Here is a 23,321-nt window from a genome sequence, read left to right on the forward strand (position 1 = left end):
TGAAGTTTTGGCTGCGTGCTCCTAATCTCATGTTCCCTGTTTCCAGGAGAGAGTTGACACCGGTACGCCTTTGTTTTGTCCGGTTGTCGTGGCGTCACAGGGCTCGTCCCTCAACCACTCTGCATGAAATTCAAATTTGCCCGAAAGCAAACTGGAATAGTTAACTTTTAGCACAACACAGATGCCACTGCAACTACAGGTGTTAGCAAATAGATGCGCTGGATCAGGTTGCGGCTGCATCTTTTTCGCGCATTTCGACCGGTAATTCGCGGCTAATGTTTAGTGACGATATCGCGGACACCGTCGACAAAGGCTGCCGGATCGAACTCGGTGCGAAGAATCTCGTCGGGGCAGTCGGTGTGAATAGCCACCCGCCAATTACAGACAAAGGCAATCACCTGTCCATGCTGAGCTGTCTTGATCTCCGAACACAGATGTTCCGCATCCTTTATTCCTGACTCTCCCTCAACGTCGATCAGGACAAGATCATAGTGCCGCGCCCAGAACATGGACAGTCCCTCCTCGTGGCTGAGGGTGGAATCTACATCGAAGCCGGAGATGCGAAGAATCTGATCGCGCAAAGGGCGCAACATCTCGCGGCGACAGATATGCAGGATTGCCTGCTTATTGGGTGTTCGTGGTTCCATTTGTTTTGTAATTGGGTCCTGCTTCTATTGTATCTTTCTTCTCAAGTCAGCGCCCCGCATGCCTGTGTATCCACACGTCGCCACCCAGCCAGTGGGTGCCAGCGATGAGTTCACCTTCACGGGTTTAGTCTCGCGCCGATGGCCCGCGAAGGCGCCCTTTACCCCACGCACATCATACCGGCAGCAGTACGGGCCCTCCACAACGCGCCTTCCAGCGAATTCACCGCTCCATCAAGCACATGAACCTGTGGCGCGGACTCCGCCAGCGCCGCGATCATGGCCTCCCGGACTATTGTGACGTGCTCCAGAATGCTTCCCACATATGCCACTCCAATCGGGTCTTTGCTCTCACCCGAGGTCTCCATCATCTTCACTGCCACCAGCGTCACCAACTCTGCCAGATCGGCTCCGGCACGCTCCAGCACGGCCCGCGCCATCTCGTCACCGGCCTCAGCGCATCGCACCACAAGAGGAACCAGCGCAGCAAAGTCCGGGCCTGGACGATCGTTTCCCTTCTCCACCAACTCGCCCAGCGACCCCAGCCCCCAGAAGCTCTGAACCTCGGTAAGCAGGTTGGTCTTGATCCCGCGGTCTCTTGCCCAGAAGCCCGAACGAACCGCCTCCAACCCAATCCACCAGCCCGAGCCCTCATCCGCCAGGACCGGCCCCCAGCCGCCAACGTGGTACATCGTTCCATCTGCGCTTCGTCCAACGAAGATCGATCCCGTCCCCGATACCACCAGAATGCCGGGACCGCCCTGGAACGCCGCGTCGAGAGCGATCTCCTCGTCGCCGCATACCTCCACCTCTCCACTAACCATCGCTTTCATCTGCGAGTGGCACCACTCGCGCACCGCCGGAATCGAGAATCCTCCGATGCCGACGCAGCTTCGCGTCACCTCTTGCAGACTCACTCCAGCCGCCGTCGCAGTCTCTTCCAGAAGTCTCCGCAGCCGCGCCGTGGCCTCTGCTTCGCCCACGCGCATCAGCTTGATGCTGCCGCACTCCGCCCGCCCAAGAACCTTGGTCTCATCCGCCAGAACACACCTTGTCTTTGTTCCTCCTGCGTCGATCCCAATAAAATATGCCAAGTTTCCCTATCTCCCATCACCGCTCCAAGCCATCGCGGCGCCCTGCCCGTTATCATAATGTGCACAAGGTGATGCCGTCAGGCAGCCTCACAGGAGAGTCGCATTGACCGGTAGTTTCGAAGCCCTGGCGCTGGCCGTGCCGACACGTCTCCACCCCATCGATCTCGCCCTCATCGCCGTCTACCTCATCGGCATCACCCTCTTCGGCCTGCGCTTCCGCTCGAAGAAACCATCCGACGGCCGCTCCCTTAAAAGCTACTTCCTCGCCGACCGCTCCATCCCCTGGTGGGCCATCGCGCTCTCCATCGTCTCGGCCGAGACCAGTACCCTCACTATCATCTCCATTCCCGGCCTCGCGTTCGGCGGAGACTTCGGATTCCTCCAGGTCGTCTTTGGCTACATGGTCGGCCGCATCGTCGTCGCCGCCATCTTCCTTCCCAAATACTTTCAGGGCGAGATGCTCACCGCCTACCAACTCATCGACCGGCGCTTCGGCCCCACGCTGCACAAGGTCACTGCCCTGCTCTTCCTGCTCACCCGCGCCGCTGCGGAAGGCGTGCGCGTCTTCGCTGTCTCCATCGTCGTAGGCATCGCCATCGGCACACGCGATGTCCTGTCCATCGCCATCATCTCCGCGCTCACGCTGCTCTATACCTTCGAAGGGGGAATGGCCGCTGTCATCTGGACCGATGTTGTGCAGATGATCATCTACATCGGCGGAACCGTCGTCGCCATCGCCACGCTCGGAACCCATGTCCCCGGAGGATGGTCGCAGATCCACGAAGTCGCCGCAGCAGCGGGCAAGTTCCACCTCTTCCACTTCGCCCTGAACCTCACCGAAACCTACACCTTCTGGGCCGGGCTCATCGGCGGAACCTTCCTCACCATGGCCTCTCACGGCACCGATCAACTGATGGTCCAGCGAATGCTGGCCGCCCGCAATCTGCGCCAGTCCATCGCCGCTCTGCTCTCCAGCGGAGTCGTCATCCTGCTCCAGTTCACTCTCTTCCTCTTCATCGGAGCGGGCCTCTTTGTCTTCTACGGCCTGCACCCTGCAGTGTTCGCCTCAGCGGACAGAATCTTCCCCACCTTCATCGTTCGCGAGATGCCCATCGGAGTAGCCGGCCTGCTCGTCGCCGCCATCCTTGCCGCCGCGATGTCCAACCTCAGCGCCGCGCTCAACTCGCTCTCCAGCACCACCGTCGTAGACTTCTATATGCACTGGCGACCCGCAGCCGACGACCGCGAACGAATGCTCATCTCCCGCTCCTCCACCGTGATCTGGGCCTTCGTGCTCTTCGCCATTGCTGTCTACAGCGTCCACGCCGGAGGCAAAGGCCACGTCGTGGAGATCGGCCTATCCATCGCCTCGGTCGCCTACGGTGCGCTGCTAGGCGTCTTCCTGCTTGGAACGCTCACGCGCTACGCCACCCAGGCCGGAGCGATCCTCGGCATGATCGCCGGCTTCTCCCTCAACATTCTCCTCTGGCTCCATCCCAACCCCATCGCGCTCGGCCCCATCACCATTCCGCATGTCGCCTGGACCTGGTACGTCTTCATCGGAGCGGTCGCCACCTTCGGCATCGGCACCATCGCCAGCTTCATCTTCCGGACAAAACCCCAAGCGAAAGTTCTCGCTACAACTGCCCTTCTAGCTTTTTTCGCCCTCAACGCAACATCAGCCCGAGCACAAACTCGGAAGCCCCACCTTCCCGGCGGCTTCATCGCCGCTAAGGTGGATACCGCCGAACCTACTAACTTCGCAGCGGTCAGTACGCTCATAGACAACGCCATCGCTTTCCAAAAACTCCCGGGCGCAGTCGTCCTCATCGGCCACGACAACAAGGTCGCCTTCGAACATGCCTACGGCAACCGTTCTCTAGAACCCACCGAAGAACCCATGACCGAAGACACCATCTTCGACATGGCCTCCCTCAGCAAGTGCCTCTCCACAGCAGTAGCCGTCATGCAACTCTACGAAGCACACAAACTTAACTTCGACGATCCCGTCGCAAAATATCTTCCCGCCTTCGCAGCCAACGGCAAAGAAAATGTGACCATCCGCGAACTATTAACCCACTACTCCGGCCTGCCGCCCGATGTAAATCTCAAAGACCCCTGGGGCCTCGCCGCTCCCGACAAAGCCGAAGGCATCCGCCGCGCTCTCGACTCGCCGCTCGTCACCCCACCCGGCGCCCACTTTGAATACTCCGACATCAACTTCATCACCCTCGGAGCACTCGTAGAAAAGCTCAGCGGCGAACCCCTCGACATTTATGCCCAGCAGCACATCTTCACCCCTCTGAAGATGTCCCATACCCGCTACCTGCCATTTGCCAAAGCCTGCGGACCACATGAAGTTTTTGGCGCAGCGATCGAGCTGCACCTGGATCCGCATGAGATGATCGCCAATGCCTGTGGCCCCGGCATATGGAACACGCTCATCATACAGCACATAGCACCAACCATCTACGACGATGAAGGCACCGCAACCACCAACCCTGACTTCGGCCACATGCTTCGCGGCACCGTCAATGACCCCACCACCCGCCGCATGGGCGGAGTAGCCGGACACGCCGGCGTCTTCAGCACCGCCGCCGACACCGCCCTCTTCGCCCAGGCTCTCCTCGACAAACTCGTACACAACACCGGGCCCTTTCCTCTCAAGCAATCCACCCTCAAGCTGATGACCGAACCCCAGCAGCCAGCGAGCGCGGAATCAACCGCCACCATCTTCACTCCCGACGGCGAGACCACCAAGGGCGTCGCCACACGCGGCTTCGGCTGGGACATCAACTCCCCCTTCTCGCGCCCTCGCGGCGGCGTCTTCCCCATCGGCTCCTTCGGCCACACCGGATTCACCGGCACATCGCTCTGGATGGACCCCGCCAGCGACACCTACGTCATCCTCCTGACGAATGCCATCCATCCGCACGGTGACCCACCCATCTCCGTCCTCCGGGGCGAGGTCGCCACAGCAGCAGCCGAAGCTCTTCACCTCAATCAATCGGCGCAGCCAAGCGAGGCACAAACCCTCACCGGCATTGACGTCCTCGAATCCACTCAATACGCCGCTCTCGCCGAAGCCGCCCATCGCCACAACAATCATCTGCGCCTCGGCCTCCTCACCAATCAGTCTGGCCTCGACAGCAAAGGCCGCCGCACCGTCGATCTCCTCGCCACCGACGCTCCAAAATTCGTCCCCGGCCTCACGCTCACCACGCTCTTCTCCCCGGAACACGGCATCTTCGGCAAACTGGACACCACCAAAATCGCCAGCGAGACCGACCCCGACACCCACCTCCCGGTCATCAGCCTCTACGGTCCCAAAGACTCCGACAAGCGGCCAAAGCTCGAAGACCTTAGCAAGCTCGACGCAGTCGTCATCGACCTGCAGGATGCCGGAGTCCGCTTCTATACCTACGAGACCGTCGTCGGCTACTTCCTCGAAGCCGCGGCGAAGGCCCACATCGAGATCATCCTCCTCGACCGCCCCAACCCCATCGGCGGCGAACAGGTCCAGGGTCCCGTCTCCGACGCCGGGCTCGAGTCCTACACCGACTACATGCCGCTGCCCGTCCGCCACGGCCTCACCCTCGGCGAACTCGCACGCTACATCAATGGAGAGCGCCGCTTCCCCACCGCCGCCTCTCGCAACATTCAGGTTCCCATCAACGCGCACCTCACCGTCGTTCCCATGCAGAACTGGACACGCAGGGAGTACTTCGACCAGACCCATCTGCCCTGGACCAACCCCAGCCCGAACCTCCGTAGTCTCACCGCAGCCACGCTCTACCCCGGCATCGGCATGATCGAAACCACCAACATCTCCGTAGGACGCGGCACGCCCACGCCGTTCGAGCACATCGGCGCACCCTACATCGACGCTCCCGCTCTCGCCGCTTACCTCAACGCCCGCCACATTCCCGGCGTGACGTTTACTCCCACCACCTTCCCCGTCGCCGAAACATCCAACCACTATCCCTTCCACGGCCAGACGATCCCCGGTGTTCACATCACCCTCACCGACCGCAACCTCCTCGACGCGCCCGAGCTAGGCATTGAGCTCCTCGCCGCTCTCCACCGCTTCTACCCCAAAGAGTTCGACCTTGCGAAAGCAGAGCGCCTCGTCGCCAGCGTCAACACCATGCTCGCCCTCAGCAACAACGAAGACCCACGCACCATCGCCGCCTCGTGGGCCAGCGATCTGGACGCCTTCAAAAATCGCCGCGCTCCCTACCTGCTCTACCGCTAGCTCTTGTTGTCAATTCCCCATTAGCAACCATTCCGGAAGGTATTCATCTCACTACCGCCGGCAAAATTCATCTCTTCTTCGCCGTCTTTACGTCACAATAGAGAGATAGGCATTCACAGAGAGGGAGCACATGCCCCGCATTCATTTTCAGCAACAACTCGTCGCATTGAAAGACAAGCTGCTCGCCATGGCTGCCCTTTCCCAGCAGGCACTCAGTCTCTCCATCGATGCCTACCTCAACAGCGACAGCGTCCTCTGCGACCACATTAAGGAGATTGAAGAGGCCATCAACTCCGCCGAGCGCGACGTCGACGAGATGGCCTACGATCTGCTCGCCAAGGAGCAGCCCATGGCCATCGATCTCCGCTTCATCCTCTCCGTCATCAAGATCAACGGCGACCTCGAGCGCATCGGCGACCAGGCCACCAACATCTCGCAGCGCGTCCAGCTTCTCGACAACGCCCAGGCCATCAAGCTGCCCATCGACATCTCGGAGATGGGAGAGAAGGTCGGTGTCATGATCCGCACCGCCATCCAGGCGCTGCTCGAAGCCGACGCCAAGCTGGCTGAATCCGTTCTCGCCATGGACGATGAGATCGACGACATGAACCGCACCGTGCAGACCGAACTCGTCGAGCTGATGCAGCGCAGCCCCGAGGTCAGCACTCAGGCGCTCAACGCCATCATCGTCTCCCGCAACCTCGAGCGCTCCGCCGACCACGCCACCAACATCGCCGAAGACGTCATCTTCTGGGTTCGCGGCTCCGACGTCCGCCACAAATTTTCTCTCGCTCAGGCAGAGTAAGCTTCACGGCTGTTGCAGCTTGCCGTCGACCAGCCTCCACAGATGAAGCGGATTGCCATCCTTAAGTGGCTCAGGCAGCAGCGCCGATGGAATGTCCTGATAGCAGACCGGACGCAGGAAGCGCTCGATCGCCATCGCCCCCACAGATGTCACGCGGCTGTCCGAAGTAGCCGGCGAAGGCCCGCCATGCACCATGGCATACGAGACCTCGACCCCAGTAGGAAAGCCGTTGGCCAGAATGCGTCCAGCCTTCCGCTCCAGAACCGGTAGCAGGCGTCGAGCCAGTTCCGCATCCTCATCCGCAAGATGCATCGTCGCCGTAAGCTGGCCGTTGATATGCTCCGCCACGGCCACCATCTCGTCTGCATCCCTGCACGCGATCAGCAAAGCCGCTGGCCCAAAGACCTCTTCCATCAGCGCGGGCGTCGTCAAAAAATGCTGTGCCTTCGTCGCAAACACCATCGGCTGACCAGCGCAGGTCGGGGTCGCCGATTCAGATGCCTGTCCACTCGCCAGCTTGTCGACCTTATCTTCGCCCGCCCACTGCGCCGTGCCATGCTCGTATGCCTTGTGGATTCCCGAATTCAGCATGGTTGTGGAAGTTTTGGCCTCAACGGCAGCCTCCGCCGCACGTTGAAAGCGATCAAAATCCGCACCCTCTATACCAATAACAATGCCCGGCTTCGTGCAGAACTGCCCCGTCCCCAGCGTCACCGAATCAACCAGTCCCTGCGCGATCGTCTCCGCACGTTGCGCTACAGCACCGGGCAGCAGGAAGACAGGATTGATGCTACTCATCTCTGCAAATACCGGAATCGGAACCTCTCGCCCAGCGGCAATCGCGACCAGCGCCCGCCCGCCCCTGCGCGATCCCGTGAAGCCCACCGCCTGAATCGCTGGATGCGATACCAGCGCTTCACCCACCGCATTGCCATCTCCAACAACCAGCGAGAATACGCCCTCCGGCAAACCGCAGTCAGCCACGGCCTTTCGAATCACGCGTCCCACCAGCTCCGAAGTTCCCAGATGCGACGGATGCGACTTCGCCACCACAGGACACCCCGCCGCCAGCGCCGAAGCGGTATCTCCCCCGGCAACCGAAAAAGCCAGCGGAAAGTTGCTCGCACCAAAGACAGCAACCGGACCCAGCGGAATCTTCTGCGCGCGAAGATCAGCGCGAGGCAAAGGCTTGCGCTCAGGCAACGCGCTGTCCAGCGTGACGTTGAGCCAACGGCCCTCTCTTACCACCCCGGCAAACAATCTGAGTTGGACTACCGTCCGCCCGCGCTCGCCTTCAACGCGTCCGCGTGGCAACCCCGACTCGCTCATCACGCGCTCAACCAGCAGATCTCCCAGGTCAAGAATCCCTTGTGCAATCGCCTCAAGAAAACTTGCGCGCTGCTCAAGACTAGTCGCACGGTAAGCGTCAAAGGCACGCATCGCCAGCGTACAAGCAGCGTCAACATCCTTCGCCGAGCCCCCGCCAAACTCCGGCGTCAACTCCTCGCCAGTCGCAGGATTCATCGAGCGCACCACTCCCTGCGTGCCACGAACACTTCGCGCTCCAATGAGCATCTCGCCGGTAATTTCAATTGCCGTCACGCTGCCTCCTACGTTACCTACACACTTTACTATCAGGCACGAGCGACGATTTCAGCCAGCCTTGACGCAGCGAAATCCGATATTCGAAGCCGAGCTATCCGGAGTGTTCGAAGTCCGCGCGGCCACGCGATAGCGATTGCAGTACGAAGCATGGCAAAGAAACGATCCGCCCTTCATCACCCTGCTCTGCCCATTGCCGGGTCCAATCGGATCATGCTGCGGCTCCGCGCTGAACGACGCATGAAACCAGTCCGCGCACCACTCCCACACATTGCCCGTAACCGAATAAATCCCAAATCCATTCGCCGGAAAGCTATCCACCGGACAGCTTCCCCGAAAGCCATCCTCGCCCGTATCTTCCACCGGAAACTTCCCCTGCCAGATATTGCAGCGATGCTCTCCACCCGGAGTCAGCTCGTCACCCCACGGATAGAGCTTCTGCTCCAATCCGCCACGCGCCGCATACTCCCACTGCGCCTCCGTCGGCAGCGACTTCGAAGCCCACGCAGCATAAGCACCCGCATCGTTCCACGACACATGCACCACCGGATGCCTGCCGCGCTCCCGCACATCCGAGCCCGCGCCCTCAGGCTGCCGCCAGAACGCCCCCGGAACCTTGCACCACCACGGAGCCGCCGCCACCGTATCCTCCACCAACGCCTCAAACCGTTCCGCAGGGATATGCGACCAGAAGACGAACGACCAGCCAAAGATCTCCGCCTCCGTGCGATAGCCCGTCGCCTCGACGAACGCCGCAAACTCCTCGTTCGTCACTGGAAACCGATCTATCTGAAATGGAGAGAGCGTGACCGGACGCACCGGCCCCTCGCCATCCAGCGGAAAGCCGTGAGCATAGTCCGTGCCCATCAAAAAAGTCCCACCCGGCAGCGAAACCATATCGCTCACAAGCTCAGCGGCAGCATGAGAAGCTGCCACAGCCTTGCCCACTTCCAGCACAGCCACATCACGAACAGCCACCGGCGCGCAGCAGGAAGATTTTTGCTCCACACCGTGTTCACCCGAATTCGTTTCGCCGCCAGTCACTTCGTCAACCATCGCTGCCCTTCCCCATCACGGATACAACTTCGCCTCGGTAATCTCCGGCTCCGGCTCTCCCGAAGCGACGATCAGCTCTTTGAGTTCTTCGCGAAGCTCAGCCGCCTTCGCGCGGTACTCTTTTCGCCCCGCAAGATTCACCAGCTCATGCGGATCGTTGCGCTGGTCGTACATCTGGTACTCATGATAATTATTGCTCGTAGCCGCCCGCACGCCCGTCGGATCAGCAACGCAATACGTCCAGTCCTTGGTGCGAATGGCCCGTCCCGTCATCGATTCGCTGATCTGAATCAGCTCCTTATTCGGCCACGCCTCTCGCGCTTTGGCATCGTTCAGCAGCGGCAGAATGCTCTTCCCCTTCATCGACTCCGGCACCTTCACGCCTGCCGCCTCCAGCAGCGTAGGAGCGACATTGATAATCCCGAACAGCTCCGGTATCTGCTGCGCTCCCTCAAAACCCGGCCCCTGAATAATCAGCGGAATGCGAACCGAGCTATTGTGCGTGCTGCGCTTGTACTCCTCATTGCGCGTCATGAAGTGGCATCCATGATCGCTGATGAAGACAAAAATCGTATCGTCCGCAAGATTCTCCTCTTCAAGAATCTTCCTGAGTCTGCCCACCGAAGCATCGATGCTCTCGCACGCGCCATAGTAGTCCGGAAGCTGCTGATGCCAGTCGCCCGGCTGCTCACGCAGATCGGCAGGCACCGCTGCATTGATAAATCGCTCCGCTGAACCCTTCGGCCCAACCATGCGCTTCATATCATTCTGCTGATGCGGTTCAAGCTGCGAGACGAAAAGAAAAAACGGCTTCTCCTGCTTCTGTCGCAAAAACCGCTCGGCACGGTCGGTAATAAAGTCGACGCGATACTGGTCCTTGAACGTGATCTCTTTCCCATCACCGTCAAAGATGGTTCCCTCAAAAGGATGGGTCGTATGCTCCAGCGCATTCGCACCCTCCCAGAGATCCAAAAAGCCTCCGCGATACTCCGGTTTCACATAACCCGGCCCACCGCCATCCGCCGCCTTGGCCGGTGCAAGATGCCACTTGCCAATCAGATTCGCCGTGTAGCCAGCCTTGCGCAGTTCTCCAGCCAGCGTCGGCAGTTCCGTGCTCAGCGCCGGACCATTGTGCCAGACGCCTGTCTCCGTAGCATATCGGCTTGTCATCAGCACAGAGCGCGCCGGAGCACACACCGGCTGGTTGGTCACAGCATGAGTGAAGTTCTTGCCATGTGCAGCCAGCGCATCCAGATTGGGCGTGTTCGTAGAACTATTCAACCCATTCGCGCCAACAAAGTCCCAGCGAAACTGGTCGGACAGATACAGAATAATATTCGGCTTCCGCTTCCCTGCCCGAGCGGCTCCCTCCGCGCCCGCGTCGCTCTTCGTACCAGTTGGCAAAGCCGCCGCTACACCCGCCTGTGCTGCCGCCGCCGCTGTCCCTAAAAGAAAATTCCGCCGATTAACTGCCAAAGTTCACTCCTTACACTTCCATGCCATCTGGTTCGAGCTGGTTTCATCCAGCGATACTGCAAGCCTAAACGGAAGCTCTCTCGGTTATCCACCACCCCCGGGCAAAAACAAGGCTCCGCCCCGGTCGTCTAAACTAATAAAGACATGATTCCTACCCTCGAATGGCTCCCCGCAGGCGTTAATTTCCTCGACCAGACCAAGCTCCCCCTCGAAGAGACCTACGTTCTCGCGACGGACTACAAGCAGGTCGCCACCGTCATCCGCGACATGATCGTCCGCGGAGCACCCGCCATCGGTGTGTCTGCCGCCATGGGCGTCGCCATCGGCGTCGACCGCAGCACCGCCGCCAGCCTCCCCGCCCTCACCGAAGAAGTAGCCGTCATCGCGAAGACCCTCGCCGAGACCCGCCCCACCGCCGTCAATCTCTTCTGGGCCATCCAGCGTATGCGCGACAAGTACAACGCTCTCGCCGCCGCCAACACCCCCATCCCCGAGATCAAGGCCGCCCTCATCGCCGAGGCGCGGCAGATGTACGACGAAGACATCGCCGCCTGCAAGCAGATGGGAGCACACGGCGCAGCACTTCTTCCCCAGGAAGGCACAGTCCTCACCCATTGCAACGCCGGAGCCCTCGCCACCTGCGGATACGGCACCGCCCTCGGCGTCATCCGCGCCGCCGTCGAGCGCGGCCACAAGATCGACGTCTTCGCCGACGAGACCCGCCCCTACCTGCAAGGCGCACGCCTCACCGCATGGGAACTGCTTCACGACAACATCCCCACCACCGTCCTCTGCGACAACATGGCAGGCGCGCTCATGCGCCAGGGACGCATCCAGGCCGTCATCGTAGGTGCAGACCGCATCGCCGCCAACGGCGACACCGCCAACAAGATCGGCACCTATTCCGTCGCCGTCCTCGCCAAAGAGCACGGCATCCCTTTCTATGTCGCCGCCCCCCTCTCGACCATCGACCTCGCCACCGCACACGGCGATCTCATCCCCATCGAGCAGCGCGCCGCCACCGAAGTCACCCACTCCAACGGCAAGCAGATGACACCCAACGGCGCCGCCATCCAGAACCCGGCCTTCGACGTAACCCCGGCAAAATACATCACCGCCATCATCACCGAGCGAGGAGTCCTCCGCGCCCCCTACAACGAGTCCATCCAGCAGATGGCCACAGAAGCCAACTCCCAGCTCACCACCGCCTGATCGTACCGCAGGAGCTTGACCACCTTCGCCGCAGGGGAATTTGGCCGTAGGCGTTCCCCTGTATGCAGGGAGCATCTGTATTTAGAGAAGCATTTGTATATTGATATTGTCATTCTTCGCCGCAGGCGGAGAATCTGCGTTTCTATTTGCATCCGCATAATTGAGCTACATGGCGATAAAGTTATTGTTCTAAGCTAGTTAGCAGGCGTGGCCTCAGAAAACCCAGCAAAAACGCTGTCAAGCCTCTACACCACTCAAACTAAACAAAACAAACGAAATAGGGATTGCAAAAGAGTTCCCTCCAATCCGATAAAATAATGACAGCAAAGAAATAATCAAAGGCCCAGCGAAACCGCTGGGCCTAACTCTTTTAGATAGAAGACTTTACAAAATAAGCCTTTTAGAATGAAGACTTTACATCCCAAGTACGGGGAGGGGAGGGACCTCCAGTCGGGTCAACTACCCGCATCCGGAGTGACCGCCTTGCCCTTATCCGAAAAATACCCAGCCAACGGATCACGGGGAAGGGCCTTCAGCCCAGCCACGACACACTCCGCGTTCAGCTCCGCCCCTGCCCAGCTCGTATGCGTATGCGGATCGGCGAACAGCGGTTCGACCTTCTCCTCACCGAGCGCATCGTAACGGCGCGCAATGATGGCGTTCAGATCGATGAAGGCAACATGTTGCTGAAGCGCAACCTGACGCGCCCAGCCGCCATAATTGTCGGCATTGCGAACCACCTTTCCGTCCTTCCAGATCTTGCGAGGAATTGGAGAACACACAATCGGAGTCGCCCCTTTGGCAATCGTGTCCGCCACATACTGGCGCATATACCAGCCATAGGTGTGGACCGTCTCATGGCGCTTGAGGATAGGATTTTCAATCTCCCTGCTCTCATCGCCAACCCCCGGAATCGTGCCGCGAGCGCGGGCAGCATCATCGAGCGGCCCCGAATCATTGTGCCCAAACTGGAACAGCACAATGTCGCCCGGCTTCATCAGCGCCAGCGTATCCGCCCAATGTCCTTCGGTGATGTAAGTGCGGCTGCTGCGCCCGCCGATGGCACGATTCACAACGTTGATCTTCGCAGTATCGAAGAAGCTGACCAACGGCTCACCCCAGCCCCACTGTCCATGAGCGCCATCGCCATGGCCGTTCCGGACTGTAGAGTCTCCCACGAGAAACAGCGTAGGAAGATGAGGATTAGCTGGAGTCGGAAGCCCCAACCTGGCATGAACCGCCGGGTCGGTAGGTGATCCCGGCTCTACCGGAGGCTGCACAGTCTGCGCCCGGCCAACAGGAAGCAGAAGAAGGAAAGCTGAGACGAGTGCAAGCAGCGAGAGGGATTGCAGAAAGGCATGTTTCTTCATTGAAACTATTTACGCTGATAAGTATTCAGCAGTCAAGGCGGGTAGGTTGCTGCATCGAACCCACGCTCAACCACGCGTATACTGAGAACAGTTCTTTGTAGCGCTCCAATGCAATGTTGGTGCCAGCTCCAGATGGGGGCGTCACGGCTTCGACGGGATTGCTTGTGGCAGAGAGGCATGCCGGGGTGTGAACACCCGTAATCGCTCACAAAACTATAAGTGCCGAACCTCAATTCGCGCTTGCTGCTTAATTAAATAAGTAGCCGATCGCTCAGGCTTCGCCTACGGGCTTGTACCGATCGTCGCACAGTAGGCTGGTCTTCCCTGCTCCGCCTGAGCGGGTCGGACGAGATTAATCAGGCTGGTCGTCGTCGCATCTTCGTCCGTTCTAAGCGCCGATGACGAGACAAAAATGATACGGAAAAAGCATGAAAGCTCTCTGTTGGAAGTTTTTTCGGACGCGGGTTCGACTCCCGCCGCCTCCACCATAGTAACCATCTGATTCCACTGCACTTATATGGATTTTCTCAGTGCGCGTGGACCTGATGCTAGTTCTTCTCTAAATTCGCTGTCCTACATAGTCTTTCCGGGCCAATGGAATATGCGTCGTCGCGCGAACCACACTCACATTATCGCGAGGATCAAGTGAATCAAATTGATTTGAATCGCCGTCATGCTGTGGTAACGGGGGGAGCCCAGGGGATCGGTCTTTCTGTGGCAACTCGTCTTCTGGAGTCGGGTGCATCGGTCTCCATTTGGGACAACGATCGTGCGGTTTTGGAGATTGCAATCCAACAACTGGAAAAGGCAGGTCATGTCTCCGGAGAGATAGTTGATGTTTCGGAAGTTGCTTCCGTGGATCGCGCGGTTCAGGCAACGATCGACAAGCATCGACATGTCGACATACTTGTAGCGAATGCCGGTATTGCCGGGTCCAATCACAATACGTGGGAGTACCCGGTTGAGGAATGGCAGCGCGTCATCAACGTGAATCTACTTGGTGTCTATCATTGCTGTCGGGCCATCGTGCCACACATGTTGCGCCAGAACTACGGACGAATCGTCAACGTTGCCTCGATCGCGGGAAAAGAGGGTAATCCTAACGCTTCCGCATACAGTGCTTCAAAGGCCGGCGTCATCGCTTTGACGAAGTCACTTGGCAAAGAGACCGCGGCTAACAACATCGCGGTAAATTGCATTACACCGGCAGCCGCTCGCACGCGTATTTTCGAGCAGATGTCGAAAGAGCATGTGGACTACATGCTGAGTAAGATTCCGCGTGGACGCTTTCTCGAAGTAGATGAAATCAGCGCGATGGTTGCCTGGTTAGTCTCCGAGGAGAACTCCTTCACCACAGCAGCGGTATTTGATCTCAGCGGTGGGAGAGCCACGTACTAACGCTGCTCCCTTAAATTTCAAATCAAACAATTTGGAAGACATCATGCAGTCTTGAACACTATTTGCTTCAAGCTCGTCGCATTCTTACGATCCATCGGGAAGCTTAGAGAAAACGATTTAGTCCAGTGCGGCAGAGGCCGTAGAAAGTTTGGTGCCGTTGTGATTCGCAGAGAGTTTATTCGTTTGGCTTCGCTTACGACGGCTGCGATGCCTTTTACCGGCCTGAAAGATTGCAGAGCTAGCAGCTCTGGTCTGTCTGAATCTGACAACGAAGATTCGAAAATCGATGTCCCTCCTGCCAACATCTCCGAGACCAGTCTGTACGAGCTCTTCCGGCAGCCAGCAAATCAATATCGCCCGATGGTCCGATGGTGGTGGAATGGAGATCGAGTTGTCGGAAAGGAGATCATCAGAGAGCTCGACGTATTGCAGGCCGCAGGAATCGGTGGGGTCGAGATCAATCCAATTCGGTTTCCTGCTGAAGCGGACCCAATGAATACCCAGGCTCTGACCTGGATGAGCGACGAATGGATCGACGTACTCGAAGTCGCGCTGCGAGGCACTAAAGAACGAGGCATGACCTGTGACATGATCGTGGGTTCGGGTTGGCCGTACGGTGGCGAGTTCCTGTCCAGGGAAGACCAAACGCAAATGATGGCGATCGGTACAAGAAACTTCACTGGTCCCGGACATGTTCGGCTCACTCGTGCAGAACTGCTGGATAGTGTGAGCCCGCATTTCGTCTCGCCTTACAAGGACAGCCAGAAAGAGCTCTGCGGGCTTACGTTAGTACCGTCTCGGCTTAGCACAACTACTGCAGGCGTTCGCATGGATGAGCAGCGAAATCGTGACTTCATCGAGTTCGATCTTCCGAGTGGGGATCACGTTCTGTACTTTCTTGTAAAACTCACTGGATTCATGGCTGTCATCAATGGTGCGCCGGGTGCAACAGGACCGGTCTTGAATCACTACAGTGAACAGGCGGTCGCAAGGTATCTCGATCGTCTCTCGAACAGGTTATCGGCACGGATAGGTCCGCTGGGCGGGCACTTTCGAGCATTCTTTACCGATAGCATCGAGCTTGAGGGAGCGAATTGGTGCGACGACATGTTCGCGCAGTTTCGCAGAAGAAGGGGATACGACCTCTCGCCGTGGCTCCCATTCATCCTCTTCAAGGTGGGAGAGATGGGGAATGCTGTCTCTGAAAAATATGGAGCGGACTTTTCTCCTGCATTCAAAGCGCAGACCGATCTTGTTCGTTATGACTTCGAAATCACCAGACATGAGCTGTTTGAGGAGAGGTTCGTCGCAACATTTGCGAAGTGGTGCACGAACAATGGAGTGAAATCCAGAATGCAGGCTTATGGCATGGACCTCGATGCAATTACCGCCGGCATGATGGTCGATATTCCTGAGTGTGAAACATGGATTCGGTCTGAGAAGATCGAAAGCTTTGGGACCGGCGATTACCGCCAGGGTCGCAGCTATACCATGATCAATAAATTTGTCAGCTCGGCTGCTCATCTGTCCGGCAAGCAGCTCATCAGTTGCGAGGAGATGACAAATACCGACGATCCATTCCATGCTTCCCTCGAGAGGATTAAGGTTGCCGGTGATCAGAGCATGTTGTCCGGAGTCACCCAGTCGGTGTTGCACGGCTTCAACTACAGCCCGCCAGATGCCCCATTTCCAGGGTGGGTTCGATATGGCACCTACTTCAGCGAACGGAATACATGGTGGCCCTACTTCAAGCTATGGGTGGACTATAAGGCTCGCCTCTCAGCCCTCTTCCAACACTCGGTAATGCAGGCCGACATCGCGATTCTGCCTCCTTCAGCTGATCTCGCATCGCGGTACGGCTTTCAACGTGATCCCTTTCCGAAGACCGTCGATCCGCCGTATCTTTATAAGCTTTGGGAGGTCATTCACCAGAATGGAAGTGGGTGCGACTATCTCACCGAGGACATCATCCGCCAATCGACTGTCAGCCAGGGCAGGCTGCGGTTTCGCGATCGATCCTACAAGGCCATCTTTCTACCCGACGTTGAGTCGATCCATCCAGCCACGGCCGCGCTGCTGAAGGCATTTGTAGAATCTGGTGGAACTCTCCTATGCATCGGCAAGGTCCCCTATCGCGCTTGTGGGCTCATCGATAACGCATCGGAGAGTCGCATCGTTCATGATGTGATTCAGTCTCTGAGGAGCAGCTATCCACTTCGGACTCCGATACTGACAGTGAACGAAGAAGACATGGTGAATTGGTATCGCGAGGTGCAGAAGAAATACGCGCTTGAACCGGATGTTTTGATAAGCAAGCCCACTGACTATATCAGCCAGCTACATTACGTCTGTGGAAGTCAAGATATCTTCTTTTTTAGCAACTACGGCCCACAAGATACTCACACGTTTGAAGCCACTTTTCACATCAAGGATAAGACGCCTTGGCTATGGGACGCCGAGTCAGGTGAACGTGCACCTTATCCAACATCTGGACCTAAGGACATGCTGACTATCACGCTTGGCCCATCTGAATCCAGGCTGATCGTCTTCGAAAAATCCGCTGTCTCATCTGGTTCGGCCATTGCATCGAAGCTCTTACCTGCGGCCATAGGCGACCCTGTCTCGGAGCGAACTATAGCCGGACCATGGAACGTCAGGCTGCTTCATGTGGACGGAACAGCGCAAACCCGGGTACTACAGAATTTGGTCGATTTCAGTCAGGATGACGGTCTGAAGTCCTTTGCAGGAACCATGATCTATAGCAATCACTTCCAGGTCGACCATCCGGATCAGCACCTCGTCCTCGACCTCGGACATCTCCACAGTGTTTCGCAGTTAGAGATAAATGGCCGCCTCATCGGTACGCGTTGGTATGGTGAACACACCTATGACCTATCAGGTGCCCTGAGGTCCGGCGTAAATGACGTGACTATCAAAGTCGTGTCGACACTCGGAGATTACATGAAGACTTTGACCGACAATAAGGCTGCCCGCGCATGGACAGAAGACACGCCGTTCTATCCCATGGGATTGACCCAACCTGTGCGTCTGGTGAGAACCCAGTAAATTCCGACATCAGCGGCCCCCACCGATTATGTCCCGCAAAAAGTCTGAGTGACACACTCGTTGGGAAGCGCGGGCGTGGAGTACCACTCCAAACGCGGCCTGTCCTCGTACGGGCGTGTCACAACTTCCAACAATTTCTCGAAGGGCTGAAAGTCGTGCCGATCAACAGCGGCATTGAGAGCCGCTTCCAATACATGATTGCGTGGAATGAACACCGGATTTATTAGCCTCATCTGTACAGCGCGCGTTTGAGCTGTAGTTGGCTCTTCATTCATGCGCTGGCGCCATCCAGCGGCCCAAGTGTCATAAGCTTCCGGTTCGGTGAAGAGCTTGCGCACTCCCGCGTCCCCGTCCAGTCCAGCTGCGGCATCGCAGAGCCGGCGGAACGTCAGGGTGAAGTCCGCGTTATTTGTGGCCATGCGGTCCAGCAAGTCTTGAGCCAGAACTATATCTCCCTCGCGTTCGGTAAACAGACCAAGCTTACGGCGGAGGCCAGTCTGACGAGCTGCCTCGAACTGTGGTTCGAAGGCAGTGAGCGCCTCTTTCGCTGAGGCCAGCGCGGCCTCTTCGCTTCCCGTCTCCTGCTCTAAAACCGGCAGCAGGGCTTCAGCGAGACGCGTCAGGTTCCAGTGCGCGGCATGGTGCTGGTTGCTGTACGCATATCGTCCATTGCGATCGATAGAACTGAATACCTTATCCGGTTCATAGGCCTCCATGAACGCGCAGGGACCGTAATCAATGGTTTCGCCCGAGATGGAGGTATTGTCGGTGTTCATCACCCCATGGATGAAGCCGAGGAGCACCCATTGTGCGATCAGCTGTGCTTGCTTGGTAATCACGCCATCCAGAAAAGCGCGATATGGCTGATTCGTCTGCGCCGCATCGGGATAGTGTCGGGCAATCGCATAATCCGCCAACGTGCGTATCCCTTCGGTGTCCCCTCGTGCGGCGAAGTACTGGAAGGTTCCCACGCGAATGTGGCTGGCCGCTACTCGAGTCAGCACAGCGCCGGGCAAGACCGTTTCGCGAAAAATCTGCTCCCCTGTGGTCACTGCTGCCAAGGCCCGAGTGGTCGGCACGCCCAGCGCCGCCATGGCCTCGCTCACGATGTACTCGCGCAGCACGGGGCCAAGTGCGGCTCGGCCATCGCCACGCCGCGAGAAGGGGGTTGGACCGGAGCCCTTGAGCTGTATGTCGTAACGCACGCCGTCGCGTCCTATGACCTCTCCCAGAAGATTTGTCCGACCGTCCCCGAGCTGAGGCACGAAGTGTCCAAACTGATGACCCGCATAGGCGAGGGCAAGTGGTTCAGCACCCTCGGCTATACGGTTGCCAGCAAGGATCTCTACTCCTTGCTCGCTCGATAACGCTTGTGGATCGAGTCCTAGATTCCGGGCCAGCTCTACATTCACCTTCACAAGGCTGGGTGCCGCTACCGGCGTTGGATTCAGCCGTGCATAGAAGCGCTCCGGCAAACGCGCATAGGTGTTTGCGAAGCCAAAACGGGTACGAAGGAGGTCACTGGCAGACGTGGGAGGCAGCGTGATCGTGAAAATGTCTGACTTATGCATATCTATTTGATGTGCTCATGGTTCTTTCGCTCCCGCTAAGTTATTGGGTCGATCCCGGGGCTGAGATCGGCCCGATTGTTCGACTTGCAGAGGAGCAGAGCGGTTCATCGGATCCTCTGACCAACGAGAGCGATTGAACTAAGCTCCGAAGACGAATTTCCTTCCCTAACGAGCAGCCGCCTTACGCAGCACCTCAGCCGCACTTTCTGCCGTAATGTCCCGCTGCGGAGAGCCTAAAAGTTCATACCCCACCATGAACTTCCGGATCGTGGCCGAGCGCAGAAGCGGCGGATAGAAGTGAGTATGAAAATGCCACTCAGGATGTTTCTCCCCATCCACAGGCTGGGGATGCAGCCCCATCGAGTACGGAAAGGGAGTATCGAAGACCCGGTCATAGGTCGAAGTCACTGACTGCAGCATGGAAGCAAAGTCATCGCGCTCCGCAGCGGTCATCGCCTCCAGATCGGTAATATGCCGCAGCGGCAAAATCATCACCTCGAACGGCCAGACCGCCCAGTAAGGAACCACGGCGACAAAACTCTCATTCGTCGCCACCACCCGCTCGCCAAGCCGAATCTCCATCTCCTGATAAGCGCAAAGTAGGCAGCATTTACGCTCTTCCAAATAGGCTCTCTGCCCCGCAAGTTCAGAGACAATCTCATTTGGGATCGAACGACTGGCCCAGATCTGGCCATGCGGATGCGGATTGCTCGCGCCCATCATCGCGCCCCGATTTTCAAACACCTGAACATAAGCAATATCGTCCCGCGAACCCAGCTCACGATACTGCTCAGCCCAGACATCCACCACCGCCCGAATCTCGGGAACGGTCATATTCGCCAATGTCAGATCATGCCGCGGCGAGAAGCAGACCACCCTGCAAACCCCGCTCTCTCCCTCGGCAATCAGAATGCCTTTGCCATCCTCGTCATTTGAAAATCGAGGAGCGTCGAGCTTCAAAGCCGCATAATCGTTCTCAAAGACGTAGGTGCTCGTGTACTTGTCCGTCCGTGCGCCGCCGGCGCGAATATTCCCCGGACAAAGATAACAATCCGGATCGTATGTCAGCGCAGCCGCAACAACAGGCTTCTCCATCTGCCCCTGCCATGGACGCTGTGTCCGATTCGGCGAAACCAAAACCCACTCCTGCTTCAGCGGATTGAACCGGCGATGAGGATTTGTCTGAGCTAATGGATTCACTGCGCACCACCCTTCGCAGCCATTGCGAGCGCCCCATCGGAGGGAGCACAGACGAAGCAGTCCGCGTCGATCCCCAAAGCTGCCTTGTACTCATGCCTCAGCGCTTCTGCAAAAGCTTCTGCCTTATCCACGCTGACCAGATTTACGGTGCATCCGCCAAATCCGCCTCCGGTAATCCGCGCCCCAAAGCATCCCGGCAGCCGCATTGCCATCTCCACCAGCGCATCCACCTCAGGACAGCTGGCCGCGAAGTCATCGCGCATACTCGCATGGGCGGCAACCATCAACTCACCAAACCGCTTCACGTCCCCGCGCAGTAACGCCTCACGGGCCTCCTGCACCCGCACATTCTCGGCGATGATGTGCCTGCACCGCGCAAAGCTCGCCGCACTCATCTTGTCCCTGCAGGCCTCAAGATCGGCGAGCGTGGCATCACGCAGCAATTGGATGCCAGGCCGTTCGCGCCGCAGCACCGCCTGCCCTGCCTCCACCTCATCGCTCCGGTCGCCGTACTCTCCGGTCGCATGCTCGTGTTGCACCATCGAGTTGCAAACCACAACCCGCACCTCGGACGGCAAGGGCAGCAGCTCGAACTCCAGCGAACGGCAATCCAGCAGCATCACGCGTCCAGCTACGCCGCCGGCCACGATGAACTGGTCCATGATTCCACTCTTGGCGCCGACAAACTCATTCTCGGTCCGGCGACAGAGCGTCGCTACGGTCTTCAGCGGAAGCTCAGCGCCAGCGTGCGACAGCAACGCCATCGCCGTTGCAACTTCCAGTGAGGCGGACGAGCTTAGTCCCGCGCCCACGGGCACATTTCCCGCAATGCTCATGCTGAACCCGCTCACAGTAATGCCCTCCTGCGCCAAGCTCCATACCACCCCCAACGGGTAGTCGCTCCAGTGTCCTCGCGGAGTGCGTCCAAGGCCCGCGATCTCGAAGGAAACTTCCTCATCAAAGTTCAACGAATAAAAGACAGCACGCCCGTCGTCGCGAGGACTGACCACCGCCAGCGTTGCGAAATCGATTGCCATGGGCATCACGAAACCACCGGTGTAATCGGTGTGCTCGCCAATCAAATTCACGCGCGCCGGTGCGCCAAATGCCCGGCCTTCCCGCCCAAACCGCTGCTTATGCACACGAAGCGCTTCTATTCCATCCAACTTCATCACCACACTCGCACATTTGGATTGCAAGACATATTCATCCTACAACCTAAATCGGCTTGAATGTACGCGTTTACCTCCCGAAGAATTACCGCCCATGCGTCGAATTTCGCTTCCCGCCAGCAGGAAGGCGCCCACGCCATAGGTATAGCTTGCACTGGCTTTGAATGGAGCCGGTTCGGCTCCCGTCTGCTGGATGCAGCCCAGCCGTCCATCTGCATAAACATGATGCAGCATTCCTGCCCAGGCCTTCTCAATCACAGGCCGATAGATTTTCCTGTCCAGAATTCCTTCATTGACGCCCCACGCCATCGCGTAGGTCATCAAAGCTGAGCCCGACATCTCTGGCAGATCATAGTTGCTCTGGTCAAGTAGGCCCGATCGCCACATCCCATCCTTGCCCTGCAGCGAAGCGATCCGCGCCGACATCTCCTGCAACTGCTTCACATACTTCGGACGCGCGGGATCGTCCTTCGGCAGGTATTCGAGCGTACGTGCAATACCGCCCATGACCCACCCATTTCCCCGCCCCCAGAACATCCGCTGTCCATTGGATTCTGTCTTCGTTAGATAGCTCGCATCCCTCGCATACAGATGTTCGCGGGTGTCATACAGCAGGTCGGAGGTCTTCCACCACTCCTCGTCAAGGTAGGAGATATATCTGCGGTCGCCCGTAGCCGCATACATCCGCGCCCACACCGGAGGACCCATAAATAAAGCGTCGCACCACCACCAGGGAAGCTCCTTCCCCGGAATCGTCGACAGTCGCGGAGCGGCCAGCACAGCGTCCAGTTCACTCCGCGTCGGCTCCATCATTGCAGGCTCTTTCTTCAGAAGAAATAGCTCCAGGTAAGTCTGCCCTACGCTCTGATCATCCGCATTCGGCAGATGCGACCGCAGTCGCCAGTCGAACTTCGTCCCCATCGCCATCATGGCATCGCGATATTTGGCATCGTCCAGCGACTCCGAAGCAGCCATGAATCCGCTGTACAAAATGCTCCACGTCCATATCCGATCGAAGTAGGGCTGGGATCGAGCAAGCTGCCAGTCGGCAACCTTCCGCATGGCCTTACCCACCGCTGCAGGGGAAATCTTGTACGACAAGTCCGTCGCCAGTGGTCCAGGATCATCCGGGTCATCACCAAAGTGCCGCGAATTATCCTTGGCAATCCCCGCAAGTTGCTTCGCGGTGGCATGTTGATACGAAATCTGTTGCGCCGTAGCCTCCTGCAAGCCAAGACTCAGCAACAATACCGGAACAACAGCGGCATATTTTCTATAAAAACGATGCATTTCTTAGCTCCTGCAAATGAGGCTGTCATAAAAAATGGACAGACGCTGAAAACCGCAATCTGTCCGTCTGGAGAATTTTGGTCCGATCAATTTGCGATTACTTGACCGCT

The 23,321-nt window shown here is 58.0% G+C and carries 15 protein-coding genes, 1 other RNA gene and 1 riboswitch; of the genes, 6 read left to right on the forward strand and 10 right to left on the reverse strand.

What is annotated here, in order from left to right; all coding sequences use genetic code 11:
* Window positions 1-24: 24 nt before the first annotated feature.
* Window positions 25-130: riboswitch (SAM riboswitch) on the reverse strand.
* 142 nt (window positions 131-272) lie between these two features.
* Both P4G45_RS11435 and P4G45_RS11440 read right to left on the reverse strand, forming a co-directional pair.
* Window positions 273-647 (reverse strand): hypothetical protein, encoded by a 375-nt coding sequence (locus P4G45_RS11435; protein WP_348266607.1) that lies wholly within the window; start codon window positions 645-647, stop codon window positions 273-275.
* A gap of 158 nt (window positions 648-805) precedes the next feature.
* Window positions 806-1,738, reverse strand: coding sequence for a BadF/BadG/BcrA/BcrD ATPase family protein (locus tag P4G45_RS11440; RefSeq protein ID WP_348266608.1), 933 nt, complete (start codon window positions 1,736-1,738; stop codon window positions 806-808).
* A gap of 103 nt (window positions 1,739-1,841) precedes the next feature.
* Here P4G45_RS11440 and P4G45_RS11445 point away from each other — a divergent pair, with 103 nt between their 5' ends.
* Window positions 1,842-5,993, forward strand: a complete 4,152-nt coding sequence (locus P4G45_RS11445; RefSeq protein ID WP_348266609.1) for a sodium/solute symporter — start codon at window positions 1,842-1,844, stop codon at window positions 5,991-5,993.
* 130 nt (window positions 5,994-6,123) lie between these two features.
* On the forward strand, window positions 6,124-6,798 hold the full coding sequence (phoU, locus tag P4G45_RS11450) for a phosphate signaling complex protein PhoU (protein WP_348266610.1): 675 nt from the start codon (window positions 6,124-6,126) through the stop codon (window positions 6,796-6,798).
* A 3-nt stretch (window positions 6,799-6,801) separates the two neighbouring features.
* Here the strand turns inward: phoU and P4G45_RS11455 are convergent, their stop codons facing one another.
* The 3 genes from P4G45_RS11455 to P4G45_RS11465 are packed head-to-tail and all read right to left on the reverse strand — an operon-like array spanning window position 6,802 to window position 10,932.
* Window positions 6,802-8,400 carry an aldehyde dehydrogenase (NADP(+)) gene (locus tag P4G45_RS11455; protein ID WP_348266611.1) on the reverse strand — a complete coding sequence of 533 codons (1,599 nt, stop codon included), beginning with the start codon at window positions 8,398-8,400 and terminating at the stop codon, window positions 6,802-6,804.
* A 51-nt stretch (window positions 8,401-8,451) separates the two neighbouring features.
* Window positions 8,452-9,456, reverse strand: coding sequence for a formylglycine-generating enzyme family protein (locus tag P4G45_RS11460; protein WP_348266612.1), 1,005 nt, complete (start codon window positions 9,454-9,456; stop codon window positions 8,452-8,454).
* Window positions 9,457-9,471: 15 nt separating this feature from the next.
* Window positions 9,472-10,932, reverse strand: a complete 1,461-nt coding sequence (locus P4G45_RS11465; RefSeq protein ID WP_348266613.1) for a sulfatase-like hydrolase/transferase — start codon at window positions 10,930-10,932, stop codon at window positions 9,472-9,474.
* Between the two features lie 144 nt (window positions 10,933-11,076).
* Between P4G45_RS11465 and mtnA the strand changes: the two genes are divergently transcribed.
* Entirely contained in the window at window positions 11,077-12,144 is a 1,068-nt protein-coding gene (gene mtnA, locus P4G45_RS11470) for an S-methyl-5-thioribose-1-phosphate isomerase (protein WP_348266614.1), read from the forward strand.
* A gap of 455 nt (window positions 12,145-12,599) precedes the next feature.
* Here mtnA and P4G45_RS11475 read toward each other — a convergent pair whose 3' ends face one another.
* Complete coding sequence (locus P4G45_RS11475) at window positions 12,600-13,514, reverse strand: rhamnogalacturonan acetylesterase (RefSeq protein ID WP_348266615.1); 915 nt, start codon at window positions 13,512-13,514, stop codon at window positions 12,600-12,602.
* 134 nt (window positions 13,515-13,648) lie between these two features.
* Between P4G45_RS11475 and ssrA the strand changes: the two genes are divergently transcribed.
* The 3 genes from ssrA (at window position 13,649) to P4G45_RS11490 (ending at window position 17,978) form a co-directional block, all read left to right on the forward strand.
* Window positions 13,649-14,002: a transfer-messenger RNA gene (ssrA, locus tag P4G45_RS11480) on the forward strand.
* Between the two features lie 157 nt (window positions 14,003-14,159).
* Window positions 14,160-14,912 carry an SDR family NAD(P)-dependent oxidoreductase gene (locus P4G45_RS11485; protein WP_348266616.1) on the forward strand — a complete coding sequence of 251 codons (753 nt, stop codon included), beginning with the start codon at window positions 14,160-14,162 and terminating at the stop codon, window positions 14,910-14,912.
* 159 nt (window positions 14,913-15,071) lie between these two features.
* Window positions 15,072-17,978, forward strand: a complete 2,907-nt coding sequence (locus P4G45_RS11490) for a glycosyl hydrolase (RefSeq protein WP_348266617.1) — start codon at window positions 15,072-15,074, stop codon at window positions 17,976-17,978.
* A gap of 26 nt (window positions 17,979-18,004) precedes the next feature.
* Here the strand turns inward: P4G45_RS11490 and P4G45_RS11495 are convergent, their stop codons facing one another.
* The 4 genes from P4G45_RS11495 to P4G45_RS11510 form a co-directional block, all read right to left on the reverse strand.
* Window positions 18,005-19,549, reverse strand: a complete 1,545-nt coding sequence (locus P4G45_RS11495; RefSeq protein WP_348266618.1) for a protein adenylyltransferase SelO — start codon at window positions 19,547-19,549, stop codon at window positions 18,005-18,007.
* A 165-nt stretch (window positions 19,550-19,714) separates the two neighbouring features.
* A complete protein-coding gene (locus P4G45_RS11500; RefSeq protein WP_348266619.1) occupies window positions 19,715-20,749 on the reverse strand; it encodes a UDP-glucose--hexose-1-phosphate uridylyltransferase in 1,035 nt (344 codons plus the stop codon).
* The gene (galK, locus tag P4G45_RS11505) at window positions 20,746-21,948 is read right to left on the reverse strand and encodes a galactokinase (protein ID WP_348266620.1); all 1,203 of its coding nucleotides are present in this window, start codon (window positions 21,946-21,948) and stop codon (window positions 20,746-20,748) included. Before galK ends, P4G45_RS11500 begins: the two co-directional genes overlap by 4 nt.
* 12 nt (window positions 21,949-21,960) lie before the next feature.
* Window positions 21,961-23,211, reverse strand: coding sequence for a glycoside hydrolase family 88 protein (locus P4G45_RS11510; RefSeq protein ID WP_348266621.1), 1,251 nt, complete (start codon window positions 23,209-23,211; stop codon window positions 21,961-21,963).
* Window positions 23,212-23,321 lie beyond the last annotated feature (110 nt).

This window comes from Edaphobacter paludis, from assembly GCF_039993895.1.
Classification (GTDB): domain Bacteria; phylum Acidobacteriota; class Terriglobia; order Terriglobales; family Acidobacteriaceae; genus Edaphobacter; species Edaphobacter paludis.

Bases quoted from the DNA above. Each gene is read 5' to 3' on its own strand.
- P4G45_RS11435 (WP_348266607.1), bottom strand. From the start codon at position 647: ATGGAACCACGAACACCCAATAAGCAGGCAATCCTGCATATCTGTCGC.
- phoU (WP_348266610.1), top strand. From the start codon at position 6,124: ATGCCCCGCATTCATTTTCAGCAACAACTCGTCGCATTGAAAGACAAG.
- P4G45_RS11460 (WP_348266612.1), bottom strand. From the start codon at position 9,456: ATGGTTGACGAAGTGACTGGCGGCGAAACGAATTCGGGTGAACACGGT.
- mtnA (WP_348266614.1), top strand. From the start codon at position 11,077: ATGATTCCTACCCTCGAATGGCTCCCCGCAGGCGTTAATTTCCTCGAC.
- P4G45_RS11475 (WP_348266615.1), bottom strand. From the start codon at position 13,514: ATGAAGAAACATGCCTTTCTGCAATCCCTCTCGCTGCTTGCACTCGTC.
- P4G45_RS11495 (WP_348266618.1), bottom strand. From the start codon at position 19,549: ATGCATAAGTCAGACATTTTCACGATCACGCTGCCTCCCACGTCTGCC.
- P4G45_RS11510 (WP_348266621.1), bottom strand. From the start codon at position 23,211: ATGCATCGTTTTTATAGAAAATATGCCGCTGTTGTTCCGGTATTGTTG.